This window comes from Paraburkholderia sp. BCC1884 (assembly GCF_900996225.1).
Lineage (GTDB): Bacteria > Pseudomonadota > Gammaproteobacteria > Burkholderiales > Burkholderiaceae > Paraburkholderia.
In genome coordinates this window covers 289,798-306,397 of sequence record NZ_CAAJGL010000101.1, presented here as the reverse complement: position 1 = coordinate 306,397, position 16,600 = coordinate 289,798, and the positions used below count along the sequence as shown (strand labels likewise).

Annotated in this window: 13 protein-coding genes; 7 read left to right on the top strand and 6 right to left on the bottom strand. The window is 61.8% G+C overall.

Features of this window, described 5'->3' with window-relative positions:
* Positions 1 to 3: 3 nt before the first annotated feature.
* Positions 4 to 960, bottom strand: coding sequence for a UDP-glucose 4-epimerase family protein (locus FQ705_RS23775; protein ID WP_144144877.1), 957 nt, complete (start codon positions 958 to 960; stop codon positions 4 to 6).
* Positions 957 to 1,811: a glycosyltransferase family 2 protein gene (locus tag FQ705_RS23770; RefSeq protein ID WP_144144875.1), complete on the bottom strand. Its 855-nt coding sequence runs from the start codon at positions 1,809 to 1,811 to the stop codon at positions 957 to 959. Before FQ705_RS23770 ends, FQ705_RS23775 begins: the two co-directional genes overlap by 4 nt.
* Positions 1,812 to 2,153: 342 nt before the next feature.
* Here FQ705_RS23770 and FQ705_RS23765 point away from each other — a divergent pair, with 342 nt between their 5' ends.
* From FQ705_RS23765 to FQ705_RS23735, 7 genes are all read left to right on the top strand, one after another.
* The gene (locus FQ705_RS23765; RefSeq protein WP_144144873.1) at positions 2,154 to 3,578 is read left to right on the top strand and encodes a UbiA family prenyltransferase; all 1,425 of its coding nucleotides are present in this window, start codon (positions 2,154 to 2,156) and stop codon (positions 3,576 to 3,578) included.
* 3 nt (positions 3,579 to 3,581) lie between these two features.
* Complete coding sequence (locus tag FQ705_RS23760; RefSeq protein ID WP_144144871.1) at positions 3,582 to 4,898, top strand: FAD-dependent oxidoreductase; 1,317 nt, start codon at positions 3,582 to 3,584, stop codon at positions 4,896 to 4,898.
* Positions 4,895 to 5,635: an SDR family oxidoreductase gene (locus FQ705_RS23755; protein ID WP_144144869.1), complete on the top strand. Its 741-nt coding sequence runs from the start codon at positions 4,895 to 4,897 to the stop codon at positions 5,633 to 5,635. The genes FQ705_RS23760 and FQ705_RS23755 overlap by 4 nt, the downstream gene beginning before the upstream one ends.
* A gap of 16 nt (positions 5,636 to 5,651) precedes the next feature.
* Positions 5,652 to 7,361 carry a hypothetical protein gene (locus tag FQ705_RS23750; protein WP_144144867.1) on the top strand — a complete coding sequence of 570 codons (1,710 nt, stop codon included), beginning with the start codon at positions 5,652 to 5,654 and terminating at the stop codon, positions 7,359 to 7,361.
* A 119-nt stretch (positions 7,362 to 7,480) separates the two neighbouring features.
* Positions 7,481 to 8,419: an NAD-dependent epimerase/dehydratase family protein gene (locus FQ705_RS23745; protein ID WP_144144865.1), complete on the top strand. Its 939-nt coding sequence runs from the start codon at positions 7,481 to 7,483 to the stop codon at positions 8,417 to 8,419.
* Positions 8,420 to 8,432: 13 nt separating this feature from the next.
* Positions 8,433 to 9,716, top strand: coding sequence for an NAD(P)/FAD-dependent oxidoreductase (locus FQ705_RS23740; protein WP_144144863.1), 1,284 nt, complete (start codon positions 8,433 to 8,435; stop codon positions 9,714 to 9,716).
* On the top strand, positions 9,713 to 10,138 hold the full coding sequence (locus FQ705_RS23735) for a GtrA family protein (RefSeq protein WP_144144861.1): 426 nt from the start codon (positions 9,713 to 9,715) through the stop codon (positions 10,136 to 10,138). The genes FQ705_RS23740 and FQ705_RS23735 overlap by 4 nt, the downstream gene beginning before the upstream one ends.
* A 37-nt stretch (positions 10,139 to 10,175) precedes the next feature.
* Here FQ705_RS23735 and FQ705_RS23730 read toward each other — a convergent pair whose 3' ends face one another.
* From FQ705_RS23730 to FQ705_RS23715, 4 genes are all read right to left on the bottom strand, one after another.
* Entirely contained in the window at positions 10,176 to 12,449 is a 2,274-nt protein-coding gene (locus FQ705_RS23730; protein ID WP_144144859.1) for a hypothetical protein, read from the bottom strand.
* A gap of 144 nt (positions 12,450 to 12,593) precedes the next feature.
* A complete protein-coding gene (locus FQ705_RS23725) occupies positions 12,594 to 13,709 on the bottom strand; it encodes a class I SAM-dependent methyltransferase (protein ID WP_144144857.1) in 1,116 nt (371 codons plus the stop codon).
* Between the two features lie 88 nt (positions 13,710 to 13,797).
* Positions 13,798 to 14,859, bottom strand: a complete 1,062-nt coding sequence (locus FQ705_RS23720) for a glycosyltransferase family 2 protein (protein WP_260854603.1) — start codon at positions 14,857 to 14,859, stop codon at positions 13,798 to 13,800.
* An 8-nt stretch (positions 14,860 to 14,867) separates the two neighbouring features.
* The gene (locus tag FQ705_RS23715; protein ID WP_144144855.1) at positions 14,868 to 16,487 is read right to left on the bottom strand and encodes a hypothetical protein; all 1,620 of its coding nucleotides are present in this window, start codon (positions 16,485 to 16,487) and stop codon (positions 14,868 to 14,870) included.
* Between the last annotated feature and the right edge of the window lie 113 nt (positions 16,488 to 16,600).

Genomic DNA, 16,600 nt, shown 5'->3' with positions numbered 1-16,600 from the left:
CTCTCAGTGCGTGGAACGATACCAGCGGGCGGTTTGCGCCAGCCCTTCGTCGGTGGAAAAGGGCGCTTGCCAGCCGAGCAGTGTGCGAATGTGAGTCGTGTCTAGCTGCAATGCGCCGACCAGCCGGTCGACCTGCGCGGTGCGTCCCGTCAGGCGACCGGCAAGATGAAGCCAGCCCGGCGGCACCGGCAACAGGCGGCCGGACTTCTGCAGATGCCTCGCGAGTGCTTGCGCCAGTTCGGCGACGGTCAGCGTCTCGTCGTCGGCGACGTGAAAGCACTGATGCGCCGCGCGCGGATCGAGCGCGCAATGCATCAGCGCGTCGGCGAGATTGTCGACGTAGACGAGGCTGCGCCGCGCGTCGATCGAACCCAGCGGCAAGGGCACGCGCTTCCAGATGCCGTCCATCAGGCGCAGAAAATTGGCGCGCACATCGGGACCGTAAACCAGTGGCGGCCGCACGATCACGACGTCGAGTCCGGCCGCTTCGCCGTAGTTCGACAGGGCCTGCTCCGCCGCCAGTTTCGAACGCCCATACGGGTCTTGCGGCGCGGGCACGTCGTCCTCGCGCAATGGCCGGCCGTTGTCAGCTTCGGCCAGCGCCTTCACGCTGCTGACGAAAACGAACCGTCGCACGCCATGATGCTGCGCGGCTCGAGCGAGGCGCAGTGCGCCGTCGACATTGGTCGCGTGAAAGGCTGCCTCGGGATCGGCGGCTTCTTCACGCATCACGTGCACGCGCGCGGCCAGATGCACTACGCAGTCGACCTGCAAATCGGCGGGCCATGCCGTGTCGATGCCGGAGAAATCGACGCTGGCGTCGACCCACTCGCTTACGCCGCTCTCGAGTTGCCCTGCGCGTCGTACCAGGCCGGTGACCGTGTGACCCGCCGCGAGTAGCGCGCGGCACAGCGCACGGCCGACGAACCCGTTGGCTCCGCTGACGAGCACATGACTCATAGCCACTTCCAGCCGAATCGATTGAAGAACTTGTACGCCGAGGCCAGGAACATGCGGATGTGCGCGGAGCCTTTGCGCGCCGCGCCGCCGCCGTGATGCAGTACCCGTACGGCGGGCGCATAGGCGACCCGGGTCACGTCGTGCGCGCGCAGGCTCAGGTCGTAATCCTCGAAGTACAGGAAGTAGCGCGCGTCGAAACCCGCGAGCTGTTTCAGCACGGGCGTGCGGAATAACATGAAACAGCCACTGACAATAGGCGGGTCCCACACCACGTCGCGCGCGTTGATGCTATCGCGCATTTCGTAGCGCGCGAGACGCCGTGCGAACAACTGCCGCAGCCGCGACGGCAGGAAACCGCGCACGAACAGATCGAGCAGCGTCGGGTAACGACGGCAAAGGAACTGCTGATGCCCGGCTTCGTCGCCGATCCAGGGGGTGAGCAAGCCGGCGTCCGTATGAACGTCGAAGAAATCGAGGGCTTGCGCGAGCGCGTCGGGGGCAAGGTCGATGTCGGGATTCAATACCAGGTGATAGCGGCTGTTGCTGCGCTCGATCGCCAGATTGTGGCCCCGGCCATAGCCGACGTTGCCGTGACCGGAAATGACCGTGACGGCAACGCCGTGCGAGCGCAGATCGTCGAGGGACGCCGACGCGTCGGGCAGGCCGCCGTTATCGACGAGATAAAGCGCGAGCGGCAGCATCGGCCGGTGCTCGCGCAGCGTGTCACACGCGGCGCCAAGGCTGACCAGGGTCGAATCGAGCTGCTCGATATCAGGCCGATAAACCACCACGGATACGGACAAGCCCGCGGACAGTGCGGTTGGGGAATGCGGCGCGCTCGGAACTTTCATAGGTAAGAAACTGCGTGCCTTTTTAGACGACACTTCGTTGTGTGGCCGCAACAAAACCGAAGTTTGCTCAAATTTGGCGGCTTCGGCAACTGCCATTTCCTTTTGTTACGGCTCACTATCGCGGAATCAGCCGAATCAAACCCTAATTATCATCCACACTCCGAATAACGCGCTGCAAAATCAGGCGTTTGCCCTGTAAGGTTGTGCGCATTATCCCGGAATAGTAAAGTAACGCCGCCAAACTCCAAGTGGTCACTCATTGGGTGGATACAGGCTGCGCCAGCGCGGCCGACCATCGTCATCTCGCTCACCAACATAATTACCGCCCACCGGGCAGACTGAATGCGCAGCAGACCCTTAGTCGTCGATCTCGATGGCACGTTGATTCGCTCAGACGTCCTGATCGAGTCCGGATTCGCCTATCTGAAGGCCGCACCGCACCGCTTTTACGAGCCGCTGCTCTGGCTCGCGCGCGACGGTAAGCCGGGCCTGAAAGCGCGCCTCGCCGAGGCGACGAACGTGGACGTCAGCGTGCTGCCCTACGACCCCGCCGTGCTGCAATGGCTGAAGGCCGAGCGCGACGCCGGTCGCTCGCTCGTGCTCGCCACGGCCAGCCACGAACGCTACGCGCACGCCATCTCGGCTCACCTCGGACTGTTCGACAAAACCTTCGCCACCAACGGCGACGTCAACCTGTCCTCACATAACAAGCGCGACCTGCTGGTGGCCGAGTACGGCGAAAAGGGTTTCGACTACGCCGGCAATTCGCACGACGACGTCGCGGTCTGGCAATCGGCCGATCGCGCGTACGTGGTCAATCCTTCCAGTGGCGTGGAACGCGCCGCCCGCAAGATCGGCAACGTGGAGCGCGTGATCGAGTCGCGCCCGCCCTCCATGAAGACCTGGGCCAAATCCTTGCGGCTGCATCAATGGCTGAAGAATCTGCTGATCTTCGTGCCGTTGCTGGCCGCGCATAAGCTCTCGTCGCCGGAACTCGCGCTGGCTGCCGTGCTGGCGTTTTTCACGTTCGGCCTGTGCGCGTCGAGCGTGTATCTGCTCAACGACCTGCTCGATCTCGAAGACGACCGCCACCACCCCGTCAAACGCAAACGTCCGCTTGCTTCGGGCGCGCTGCCGCTCACCTGGGGGATCGCACTCTTCCCTGTCCTGCTGGTGGGATCGTTTGCCATGGCATGGCTATTCCTGCCCTGGGAATTCTGCGTGGTGCTGCTCGGCTATTACGTGCTGACACTCGCGTATTCCATGTTCCTCAAGCGTCAGGTAATGGTCGACGTGGTGGTGCTGGCTACGCTCTACACCATCCGCATCGTCGCCGGCACGGCGGCGGTCGACGCCCAGCTGACGTTCTGGCTGCTCGCGTTCTCGATGTTCATCTTCCTGAGTCTCGCGCTCGTGAAGCGCTACGCGGAACTGCATTCGATGCGCGAACGTGGGCTCGTCAAGACGCGCGGACGGGGCTATGTCGCCAGCGACCTGCCGCTGATCTCATCGCTCGGCACGGCGTCGGGCTACCTCGCGGTGCTGGTGCTGGCGCTGTACATCCAGGATGCGAAGACCCTGAGCATGTACCACCATCCGCAGATCATCTGGCTCGCGTGTCCGCTGCTGCTGTATTGGGTCAGCCGCACCTGGATCATCGCGCACCGTGGTCTGATGCACGACGACCCGATCGTCTTCGCCGCACGCGACCGCGTCAGTCTCGCGGTCGTCGTGCTGTGCGGCCTGGTGTTCTGGGCGGCCATCTAAACGATGAAGACCGTGCTGTCATGGGGCCATTACCCGAACGTACCGCAGGAAGCACACGTCGTTGCCTGGCGTGACGGCGCCCGCGCGGCATGGGCCGAAGCGAGCCGCGCGAGCGGCACCGCCCTCGCCTTCGGCAATGGCCGCAGCTACGGTGACAGCTGTCTGGCCGCGTCCGGTCAGGTCGTGCAGACGCTGCCGCTCGACCGTCTGATCTCGGCAGACTGGCAAAGCGGCGTGTTGCGCGCGGAGCCGGGTGTCACGCTCGAACAGATTCTCGACGTCGCGATTCCGCGCGGCTGGATGTTGCCGGTCACGCCCGGCACCAAGTACGCCACGCTGGGCGGCGCGATCGCCAACGACGTCCACGGCAAGAACCACCACGTGCGCGGCACGTTTGGGCGCCATGTGCGGCGCTTTGCGCTGGCGCGCAGCGACGGCACGCAGTTCGAATGCTCGCCCGACGAACAGCCCGACTACTTCGCCGCCACGATTGGCGGCCTGGGGCTCACCGGTCTGATCCTGTGGGCCGAAATCCAGTTGATGCCGATCCGCTCGAGCCTGATCGACGTGACGAGCATCCGCTTCGAGAATCTCGACGAATTCTTCGCGCTCTCGGAGCGGCTCGATTCGCTGCATGAGTACAGCGTCGCGTGGGTGGACTGCCAGAGCCGCGGCTCGGCGCTCGGCCGCGGCATCTTCATGGTCGGCGATCACGCGCAGAACGGCCCGCTCGAAGTCGCGCGGCGCAAGAAGCGCACTGTGCCTTTCACGCTGCCGGTGCCCGTCTTCAACCGCTTCACGCTGCGCGCGCTCAACGAGCTTTACTACCAGAAGCAGCAGCGTGGTGAGGTCAGCGCACAGGTCAGTTACGACGCTTACTTCTATCCGCTAGACAGTCTGTTGGAATGGAACCGTATTTACGGCCGCGCGGGCTTTCAGCAATATCAATGCGTCGTGCCGCCGGTCACCGCGCGCGAAGCCACCCGCGCGATTCTCGATGCAATTGCCGGCAGCGGCACGGGCTCGTTTCTCGCCGTGCTCAAACGCTGCGGCGATGTGCAATCGCCGGGACTATTGTCGTTTCCGCGCGAGGGGACCTCGCTCGCACTCGACTTCCCGCAGCGCGATGCAGTGAACCTCAAACTTTTTGCCAGGCTCGACGCCATCGTGCGTGAAGCCGGCGGACGCATCTACCCGGCCAAAGACGCCCATATGTCCGGCGCCGACTTTCGCGCCGCCTACCCTCAATGGCAGCAACTCGAAGCGCTGCGCGATCCCGCACTGCTCTCGCGCTTCTGGGAACGGACCACTCGAACATGAAAAACATTCTTATCGTCGGCGCCACGTCGGCGATCGCCATCGCCTGCGCACGCCAATGGGCGACCCAGGGCGCACGCTTTTTTCTCGTCGGCCGCAATGGTGAACGCCTGCAACAGGTCGCGGCGGATCTGACCGCGCGCGGCGCGCAACTGGCCGCCAGCTATCAGCTCGACATCGACGACCTCGACCGGCACGCCGCCATGCTCGAGCAATGTCGGCGAGAACTCGGTGCGCTGGATATCGTGCTGGTCGCGCCCGGCACGCTGCCGGATCAGGCTGCCTGCCAGGCCGACGCTGCTGTCGCGGTGCGCGAATTCAACACGAATGCCGTGTCCGTGATCGCTCTGTTGACGCCGATCGCCAACCTCCTCGAAGCGCAGAAGCGCGGCGCGCTGGCGGTGATCTCATCGGTCGCAGGCGACCGCGGCCGGCCGTCGAACTACCTGTACGGCAGCGCGAAGGCCGCGCTGTCGGCCTTCTGCGAAGGCTTGAACGCGCGCCTGTTCAAGTCGGGCGTCCACGTCGTGACCGTCAAGCCGGGCTTCGTCGCCACGCCGATGACCGCCGGCCTGCCCTTGCCCGGCCCGCTGGTGGCAACGCCGGATCAGGTAGCAACCGACATCGTGCGCGCAGTCGAGAAGCGCAAGGACGTGCTCTACACCCGCTGGTTCTGGGCAATCATCATGCTGATCATTCGATCCGTGCCGCGATTCCTGTTCAAACGCGCGTCGCTGTAAAACCTCTAGCGTCTGAATGAGTCGGCCCGCAAGTTTTCGTTATTACGCCCTGTTCGCGCTGGGCGTAATAACGCTCGCGACCACGACGCTCGGCGTGTGGCAGCACTTCTCGCCGCTGCCGATCGGCGACTCGTGGGACGGCACCATCGGTTTCTATCTGCGCGCCATGCAGGACCCGTGGCGCGCGTTCTTCGAACAGCACAACGAACATCGCCTCACGTTCTCGCGGCTGATATTTTTCCCCGATGTCCGCTATTTCGGCGGACGCAATGTGTTGTCGCTTGCCGCCAATCTCGTACTGGCGGGCGCGCTGGCTGTCACCTTCTGGCGCATCGCGATCCATCATCGCGCGACGCTTTCGCGTGAAGCCCGCTTTGGCCTGGCGGGCTGCGTGCTCGTGTTCGCCTTTTCGTGGGTCCAGAAAGAGAACTTCACGTGGGGCTTTCAGAGCCAGTGGTTCGCGGTCTACCTCTTTGCCCTGCTCGCGTTCCATGCGATCGACCTGTGCGCCGAAGCGCAAGCGCGCGGCGAGCGCGGCAAATCGTCTGGATGGTTTATCGCAGCATTGGCGAGCGGCTGGCTTGCCGCTTACTCGATGTCGAGCGGCGTGCTGGTATTTCCGGTGCTCATCGCTCAGGCGGTGTATGTGCGACTGAAGCCGCGCGAGCTCGTGTTGCTCACCGCTGTGACGGTCGCCGTATGGCTCGCGTATTTCCTCGATTGGCACAAGTCGCCCAGTAGCGGCGACCTGACCACCGGGCTGAGTCTGCATCCGTTTATCGCATTGCGTTTCGTCTTGCTCTACCTCGGTGCGCCCGCCTTTGGCGCGAGACTCGGCCTGGTGGGCGGCTATATCGCCGGCGCGTTCGCGCTCGCGGCACTCGCGGTGTATGGCGTCAGGGCGCTCCAGCCGGGCGAGCGGCATCCGCAAGGCCTCGCATTGTTGGTGTTCGCGTTGTTCATTGCCGGCAACGCCTTACTGACCGCCGGCGGCAGACTGTGGTCCGGCGTGGAATCCGCGCTGGCCTCACGCTACACGACGGCCTCGCTCGCCGGCTGGCTCGCCCTGATTATCTTTGCCGCGCTGAACAGCCGCTCCGCAAAGCAGCGCAAACGCGTCGCGCTAGTGGCGGTGCTGGCCATCGTGATCGTCGCGTCGGCTCAGCGCCTCATGCTGAGGACCGACCAGGACCAGACTTACGCGCGACTCGTCGCAGGTCTCGCGCTGCGCGCTCATGTCTACGATGCGTCGGTCACGAGGCCGCTCTATCCATTCCCGGACGTGCTGGCCGCAATCGCGCGAGATGCCGAGGCGGCGAAACTGTCCCTCTTCGCGGCGGATCAGCCCGACTACCTCGTGCCGCCGGATGCGATCCACGCATCGTCGTCCTGCGACGGCGCTATCGACGACATTTCGGCCACGACGACTGCCGGCATCGATCGCGCGACAGGATGGATCTATGCCCCCGCCGACAGCGAGGTGCCGCACGCCGTGGTCATCACCGACGCGGCAGGAACGACGCTGGGAACCGGCATATCCGGTGCGCAGCGAGACGACATGCGCAAGGTCTACGGGCACCGAGCGGGATACAGCGGCTGGACTGCCTTTTTCAAGGCGCCGGCAAACGGCGACATCAGGCTCGCCGGGCAAACCGCCACCGGCGCTTATTGCGCTGTCAACCGCGTCAAACCGATGCCGGAGCCACAGTTGCCCCGCGCCGGATAGCCGGAATCCCACCTGTTGCAAGCGCCTCATTTCACGCTATTTTCCGGGGCGACCCGAGCTTGCTTGTATCATCTAGCCCTTACAAAGTTGCTGAACACCCCAATTCAACGAGTTAACGCATGAACCAAACCCGCATCCTTCTTCCAGGCGGCGCCGGCCTCGTCGGCCAGAACCTCGTCGCGCGACTGAAAGCGCGCGGGTATTCGAACCTGGTCGTGCTGGACAAGCACAAGGCCAATATCGAAGTGCTCCGCAAGGTCCATCCCGACGTCACGGTGATCTACGCCGATCTCGCCGAGCCGGGCGGCTGGGAACAGCACTTCGAAGGCGCGGACCTGGTGGTGATGTTGCAGGCCCAGATCGGCGCGCCGACGCTCGATCCGTTCATCCGCAACAACATTACCGCCACGCGCAACGTGCTCGCGGTCATCAAGCGTTACGACATTCCGTATACGGTGCACATCAGTTCGTCGGTCGTTAATTCGGTCGGCGAGGATTTCTATACCGACACGAAACGCGAGCAGGAAGAGATCGTGCTCGCCTCGGGCATCGAATGCGTCGTGCTGCGTCCCACGCTGATGTTCGGCTGGTTCGACCGCAAGCATCTCGGCTGGCTGTCGCGCTTCATGCATCGTGTGCCGGTGTTCCCGATTCCTGGCAGCGGCCGCTATATGCGTCAACCGCTCTATGTGGGCGACTTCTGCAACGTGATCATCAGTTGCATAGAATCTCGCATCAAGGGACGGGCGTTCAATATTACCGGCCTCGAGCAGGTCGACTATATCGACATCATTCGCCAGATCAAGCGCGCCACCCGCGCGCGCTGCGCGATCGTGCGCATTCCGTACGGCCTGTTCTACGTGCTGCTGAAGATCTACGCGCTGGTCGACAAGAACCCGCCGTTCACCGCCGATCAACTGAAAGCGCTGACCGCCGGCGACGAGTTCGAAGTGATCGATTGGGAAGGCATCTTCAAGATTCGCGCGACCCCGTTCGCGAAGGCGATGGACGAGACGTTCAACGACCCGACCTATAGCCATATCGCCCTGGAATTCTGAGCGGACAAACACAATGAGCACAGAACGCATTGCAGTGCTGGGCGCCGGCCCAATGGGTCTCGGCGCCGCGTACCAGCTAGTCAAGGACGGGCGCAAGCCGATCATTTTCGAAGCCGACGACCGCGTCGGCGGGATGGCCGCATGCTTCGATTTCGGCGGCCTGTCGATCGAACGTTACTACCACTTCCACGCGATCTCCGATCACGCGTTCTTTGAAGTGCTGCGCGAGCTTGGCATCGAAGAAAAGATGCAGTGGCGCGAAACGAAGATGGGCTACTTCTACCAGAACCGTGTGCAGCCGTGGGGCAACCCGATGGCGCTGCTCAAGTTCAAGGGCCTCAGCCTGCAAGCCAAGTTCCGCTACGGCCTGCATGCGTTCCTGTCGACCAAACGCAATGACTGGAAGCCGCTCGATCATGTCGAGGCGACCGGCTGGATTCGCCGCTGGATCGGTGACGAAGCGTGGGAAGTATTGTGGCGCCGTCTGTTCGACTACAAGTTCTACGACTACGCCGACAACCTGTCCGCCGCGTGGATCTGGAGCCGCATCCGCCGCATCGGCCGCTCGCGCTATAACCTCTTTCACGAGAAACTCGGCTTCCTCGAAGGCGGCTCCGACACGCTGCTCAACGGCATGCGCGATTACATCGTGGCGAACGGCGGCGAATTCCGCCTCGGCACGCCCGCGCAAAAAGTCGTGATCGAAAACGGCAAAGTCACCGGCATCGAAGCGGGCGGCGAATTTCTGCCGTTCGACAAGGTGATCAGCACGATTCCGCTGCCTTACGTGCCGCGCGTGATTCCCGACCTGCCCGCCAACATTCTCGACGCGTTCCGCAGCGTCAAGAACGTGGCCGTGGTGTGCGTCATTGCGAAGCTGAAGAAGCCGGTCACCGAGAACTTCTGGCTGAACACGAACGACCCGGAGATGGATATTCCGGGCATCGTCGAATACACGAATCTGCGGCCGCTCGATCACCACGTCGTGTACGTGCCGTTCTATATTCCCGGCGAGCACCCAAAGTATCAGGAAGCGGATTCGGTGTTTATCGACAAGGTGAAGCGCTATCTGATGAAGATCAATCCGGCACTGAAGCCGGACGACTTCATCGACGTGCGCGCAAGCCGCTATCGCTTTGCCCAGCCGATCTGCGAGCCGGGCTATCTCGACCGTCTGCCGCCGATCCAGTTGCCGGTTGAAGGTCTGCTCGTGGCCGATACCTCGTACTACTACCCCGAAGATCGCGGCATTTCGGAGAGCATCGGACTTTCGCGCAAGATGGCGAGGATGATATGACGCGAGCCCACGCGGTCGTCAAGCGTACGTTCGTCTCGAAGAGCTTTCTGCTGTTCCTGTTGACCGGCGGCTTTGCCGCGGCGGTCAACTGGGGCAGCCGGATCGTCTACAACATCTGGATGCCGTACTCGGCCGCGATCGTGGTCGCGTATATCACGGGGATGATCACCGCGTTCATCCTGGCCAAGCTGTTCGTGTTCACGAAGAGCACGCAGTCGACCGGACGCTCGGTGTTCTTCTTCACGCTCGTGAATCTGGTGGCGGTCGTGCAGACATGGGCGGTGAGCATCGGTCTGGCGTATTACGTATTTCCGCGCATGGGCATGACCTGGCATGCGCGCGATCTTGCGCATGCAGTGGGCGTCGCGGTGCCGGTGTTTACGAGCTACATCGGGCACAAGCGCTGGAGTTTCAAGCACTAGGCAGACCGGCAAGCGGTCTGCCATTCGCGCGCAGCCTTCATGGCTGCGCGTTCGCCCTTCCCCTTCCTCCTGCTTGATTCACGAACGTTACGCGTTGCCCGATGCCGCAGTCCTGCGCGACGCCGTCGCGAATCGTGAGCACTCGCATGGTTACGGCGCCTGGCGCTGCTTCGCGAAGTTTGACCTTGAAACCCACGTTCGCCATCTCGGGGTGGTGGAAAAACGCGCCGACGTCCGAGCGGTCGGTGATCTGCGCTTTGTAGAATTGCTCTGCGCCGTCCGGTGAGGTGGCGGCGAGCCAGATTTCATCGGGCGTGAGGCCTTTGTCGGTGGAGGGAGAAGCCCAGCCGACTATGGTGGCGGTGTTGCCGGTTTCGGCATTGCCGGCGGGGAATTTTGCCTTCGGTGTGCCGTTCACCGACTCCAGATAGCAGGCAGCCGTCGTGCTCGATACTTCATGCAGCGCGGCCGGCGGCGAGGACTGCGCGGTGAACCCGGCCATGGCGATGGCAGCGTCCTGAGGATTGACCGCGAACGAAGAGAAGACCACGTGAATCGTCTTTCTCCACAGCCCCAGTTCACCACCGACGATCCGGATCTGCTTGACCTTCATCGTCGATATGCCCGCCGCCATTTCAACGACCGCGTCGACGGACCCGACATACGGCGCGACGACGAAGCCATTTGCAGCCATTCCCGGAATGAAGCGGTTTTGCCGGACGGTTCCATCGTCAAACACGGTCTCGATGTAGAGGCGCGGTAGCTTGAAGACCGCTGCGGTCAATTTGCCGAGGAGCGTCGGCGTCATGACTATGCTGGCAACTACCGGGTCCGCGGATCGCGGCACGTCGAATGCCTCGTTCAGATGCTCGTCGCGTTCAGCAAGTTTGCGGAAATCGACTGCATGCGTTTGAGGCAGGCGCGACATCTGCAGAACTTCCTCCCTCTTGCCAACTACCCGATACTGCGTCAGGAAGATCGGCAGGCTGCTTGCGTCCTCCAACGATGGAAGACGCCCGTCGATGGAGTCCGTCGAATAGAACACGTTCTGCGGGCCGCTCGCGCCGCGCAGATGGTTTGCGTCCAGCAGATCGAGGCTCGGCGTGTAAGCCGAATAGCTTTGCGGCACCGGACGCCCGGACCATGTCAGGCCGTACGCGAAAATCGGCGCGAGTTCGGTCGGATATATATCGACTGACCCTTCGATCTTCGCGATCGGGAACGCCGCCCGTATGCGTGCATTGGCTTCGTCAAAATCGGCGTGCAGACGGTTCTGCGAATCGAGGCGGGCGTCAAGACCGGCGTGCAGGCGCTGGAACGCGCGCCACGGTTGCAGCATCGTGTCGACTGGATGAAAGTGGTTGGTCTGCACTTCGATCGCGGACCACACGGCCATCGTCAGAACGGCGTAGACGAGCGCGACACGCATCCGCACGGACATGATCAACGTCAGCGCCAGAAAACTCATGGCGGCGAGCGCGGTGTACAAATGGCCATCGTCTTGCCGGACGAAGCTCGCCTTGAACGTGATGAACAGGTAGCCGAGGACGCCCACCGACAACACGAGGCCTGCACGTCCACGTCCACGGCTCAGTGAAGCATGGACGACACCCAGACCCGCCAAAGCCAGCAGCAGCCAAAGCGCCACGACCAGGTACGAGCCCGGTGAAGACATCGCACCCGCGTAACCGGAGATGATGGGCAATTGGGCAATGAAGAAATGCGGCAGCGCGGCCAAGGGCTGACCGACCACGGTCCAGCACACGGGCATGCTCGCGAGCACGGCGACGAGGATCGTTATCGCGAGCTTCGTGTGTCGCGCGATCGCGAGCAGCAGCGCTGAACAGAAGCATAGAAACAGGGTGACGGCGACAAAGCTGCCTTTCACCAAAGGCAACAGCCCGCAGGCGGCGGCGATGAAAATCAGGGCCACCGATACGGATTTTGGGAGCGTGCGGTCTGGGCGCGCGTTGCTTCGATCGATCGTGACGAACGTGGCGATCAGCAGGCAGAAGGGAATTGCCACGAAGGTCGCGTCGGGGCTTTGCGCCGTCGCGAGTACGATGGGGAGTAGCAGAAGCGTCAGCGGCCGCTGCGGAAGCGCCAGAATCGCGAAGCCGGCGCACAGCGCGAGGGAAAGTACGGTGCTGGCGACCAGCATCAGTCCATCCGTCTGCGGATGGTACATGTGGGTGAAGGCCGTTCCCAACGGGCCGTACGTGAAGACCAGATCGCGGCCGAAGATCAGGTGGTGCGCGATGGCCTCGTTGAGCGCGTAGCCCCAGGATGCGTCGAGGCCGCTGGCCGGCATGTTGGGGAGGAATGGGATTAGGAGGAGCGCTGAGAGGAGGAGTGCGAAGAACGCCAACGCCACGTCGGACGCTATCCATGTCGGTCTGGAATCAGGTCGGACGGGAGACTTGGTCGAATTCACGTGAAAGGTCGCCCGTCGCGCCTAAGAAGACTTACGAAGCCTGCCGATTACACTCCGTATCGGTGAAGTTAAACGCCAACTCGTCGACGCGCGTATCGCACGCAGTTCATCTTCGAGCAAGCGCCCTCTCTCAGCCAGCCGTTCGACCTCGGCGCGTCTGCGCTCGAGTTGGTCCTCCAGTCCAGAATTTTTTCGCTGCTGAGCGTCAACCCGCTCGCGCAAAGTGACAGCCTCGTGCTGCAACGCCTGCACCCGCTGCTGCGAGATGGATGTTTCGGCCGCCTCTTCGAGTATTCGATGTAACAATGCGTCGCGAAACGACTCATAGCCTTCCGGTCGCAACACCTCTTTGGAATCGTTTAAACGAAGGTGAGCGTAAAAGTCCACCTCGGGGGAATCGAATATCTCGATCACTTCAAACGGAGCCAGGTTGAGATAGGCCACATCGCGGATCAACAATTCAAATGACGACGGGGTGAACACCGAGCAGTGTGAATCGAAATATTCCCCGTCCCGCGATTCGTCTTTCCACTCGGCCAACGATTCATCGAGGCGCAATGGCGTCGACACCTTGTCGGGATCCACCCCCCGGTAGAAGGAAATGGTCTTATCATCTCCAGTGTCGAAAAAACTGGTGCACGTCACCATGTCGAAATATTGGGCCGGACTTGGACGGCTCGCGTCCGCGAGAAACGCCGTGATCCACGAAGATAATGTGGTGACGGGTCTGAAGTAGTCGAAGCACGCCCGGCGATCCGGCATCGCCATCGAGATGATGCCGCCAGGCTTGAGTACTTTTGCACAGCCTCGCAAAAAGCGTATCGGGTTGGGCAGATGTTCGAAATTGTGTGAGGAAACGATATAATCGAATGTTCCCAATTCACCGCGCGCTTCGATCAACTGGTCGATATGGGTGGACGAACCCAGCACATCCACTTCTTCAATCTTGTCCCAGTGCGTGACCGGGATATTCGGGAAACTTCGGGCGCGTGCCCTCAGCGTTTCCAGATCGAAGACATCGAGCACCAGACAGTTATAGCCCTCTGCCTTCGGGGCCAGCGGGTTGTACCATGGACCGATCTCCAGGCCCCTCATGTCTTTTGTAAGAAATTTGAGAACCGCCGCTCGTCTGTCCATGCTATCGGCACCTCGTGTGTGCAACGATGGAAAACCTATGGTAGCAGACAGCTCGGGCGTGACCCGCGCCTGTCGGAAGGTTACACCATCAGAGGTGAATCAGGTCCCGTAGCATGCCCGCTGCGCCATCCGCGAAACGTATGTAGCCGCGCGTTCGCGACTCGCGGATTATCGACATCATTCGCAACGGCAATCGCCGGCTAAACGCTTTGCGTCGCAAGAAATGCCGCTCTGCCTGCGTGAGCAATTCGATCGTCTCGCTACTCGCGACTCCGGCCGCTTCAAGTCGTTGATGCAATGCACCCAGGCGACTGATCTTGCCGGCAAGGTAGACATCGCGCGGGGTCGCCAGCACGCGCTGCGCGTATTTGGCGAGCCGGGACAAACGGCCGCTAGGCACACCAATCGCGTTACGCCCATGCTGCCGATAAAACGTCAGCTTTTGAGGCAACATCGTTACGTGCTGCCAGGCCGCTGCGCACGCCGCCAGCCATTCGTCGTGAATCCAGTTGACGGGAAACGGCAAAGCGAGTTCAAGCAGTTCGCGGCGAAACGCCGCCGTCGTACCGGTCACCAGGTTGCGACGGCAATACACTTCGAAGAAACGCTGCTGACTCGCTAATTCGCGGTCTGCCGCGGTGAGGTAGAGGGACTCGAACAACGATCGGCCGAGGTCCTCGTCCCGATCGCCGATCAGGTAGGCGTCGGAATGGACCAGCAGCGCATGCGAATCCGTCTCGAGACAATCGGCCAACACCTCGATCTTGTTCTTCGCCCATACATCGTCCTGGTCGGCGAGAAAGATGATCTCCGTATCAAGCGCCTTGATCGCCTGTTCGAAGTTGCGGGTGACGCCGAGCCGCGTTTCATTGCGCAGCAAGATCACATCAATGCCATGAGCCGAACGGACCTCGCCCGCCCATACATTCAAACGGTCCCATGTGCCATCGTCGGACCGGTCGTCGCTGATGGCAATTCGCTCGGGCAAGCGCGTCTGCTCGACGAGCGAGCGCAACTGCGCGTCGAGGTAAGCCACGCCGTTGCATGTGCACATCGCAATGCCGCAAGTCGACCTGCGCACTACCATCGCCACCCCCGGCTCCGAACCTTGAGCTTCCGCATTGAACTCATAGTATGTTGCGTCCCACATTGTATTGACTACCAGCACACCCAGGAGACATCCAGGCCGTGCACCACTGTGCCTGAGTCGCTCGCGACGTCGAGGCGTACCTTCTGTTTGTCGAGTTCGCGCGGCACGTCGTAGTACCAGTGATCGCCTGCGCCGATCGGCCAACTCTGCGAGCCGGGTCCGGCAAAACTGCCGTCGGCATTCGCGAGAAACAGGCGAACCCGCGCTGCATCCTTGAGCGCCACGCGCACGAAACGATGCGGGTCGTTCAAACAGGCTGACGGCACGTCGAAAAAGATTTGCGGGTCGGCGCCTTCCGGCCCGTTCGCCCGACTCAACGCATGGCCCCCTCCGTCGACATGCAACTCGCCGAAGGTCGCTTTCAAACCCGATAGATCGACCGGCACTGGCTGCACGGCAGAATCTTGGGCCTCCTGAGGCGGTCGAAAAACCCAGCTTGGAAGAATCGGAATGAGCGCATCCGGTGCTCGTTGCGAAAGCGCATAGTAGTCGCGCCATCTGAAGTCCGTTTGCTCGTCCTTACCGAAATGGCGGGTCCAGCCGAATATCAGCAGCACCACGACCAGAAAACAAAGCCAACCGTATTTCTTGCCGGCAGCAGGTGCCGAGGCGATAACAGCCATTAGAAGAAAATTGAACGGCAGGAAATAATAGCGTTCACCCGGCCCGAGGGGATTAAGCAGGTCGGGCATGTGTTTGTGAGTCCAGAGCCCCATCAACAAGGTCAGCGCCGTCATGCAGAGCAAGCCTGCAGGCAGATACCCAAGGCGAAGTTTGCCAAGATTGCGATAGAGGCCGTACGCCAGCAAGGCGATGACAGCGAGGAAGGCAATCCCGGCCTTGACGCCATGGAGCGTGACAAAAGTCGCAAGAAATATTTTGACGGCTCGCAGCCAGGCCGCTTCTCCCGCGAATCCCACGCCGTATTTGTTGGTGCCCATGATCGCGATCGTGGCGAGCTGAATCAGCGCGCCGACGCCAACAACAGTCAGCATCGCAGCATTCAACCTTAGCCGACGCGTCAACAGGGACCAGGCGAAGAGACAAGGCCAGAACACCACCGAAAATGGGCCGGTCAGCGCCAGCGCCGCGCCCAGCGCAAGCCATCCACGAGACCGGAACGTGTCGGCACGGTAAGTCAGCACGAGCACACCGAACACGGCGCCGCAAAACCACTGAACGTTGGTGACGTTCCCATACACTTCGCCAGCCGGCAAAACAAGCAGCGGCGCAAGGGCGAACAGCACACGCAAGTACGCGGGTAACGTCCGCACCATGCGGTAGATGACGACGCACGATGCCGCGGCAACCACGACCGCAGCATAGAAAAAGATCTTCGGCGCGAGGACTACAGGAAAAAACGATCCGATCAGCGCAAGCGTCCGCGGTCCAAAATGAAAATAGCCCGCGTACGGATGCACGAAATCAAGCAGCGCATCGCGAACTGAAACAGCCAGAAAAACTGTCGCGTCTTCCGCCCAGAACTGGGGATTCGAAAACTGGTGACGATCCCGGATGAAATAGATCAGGACGGCCAGCACGGCGATGCCGATCCAACCGCTCCATGGGCCGGCTATGGTGGATCTGGGGGTTTCGACGACTACCGTCTTTGGCGACAACTCTTGCATGGCGACCGACATCCTTCTGCGATGGCAACTGTGGCGACTCGAATCCACCAAACAAAGGAGCCGGCTCGCGCCAGCTCCTTGACACAACCCGTCGGCAATCCCGTTGCCGACCG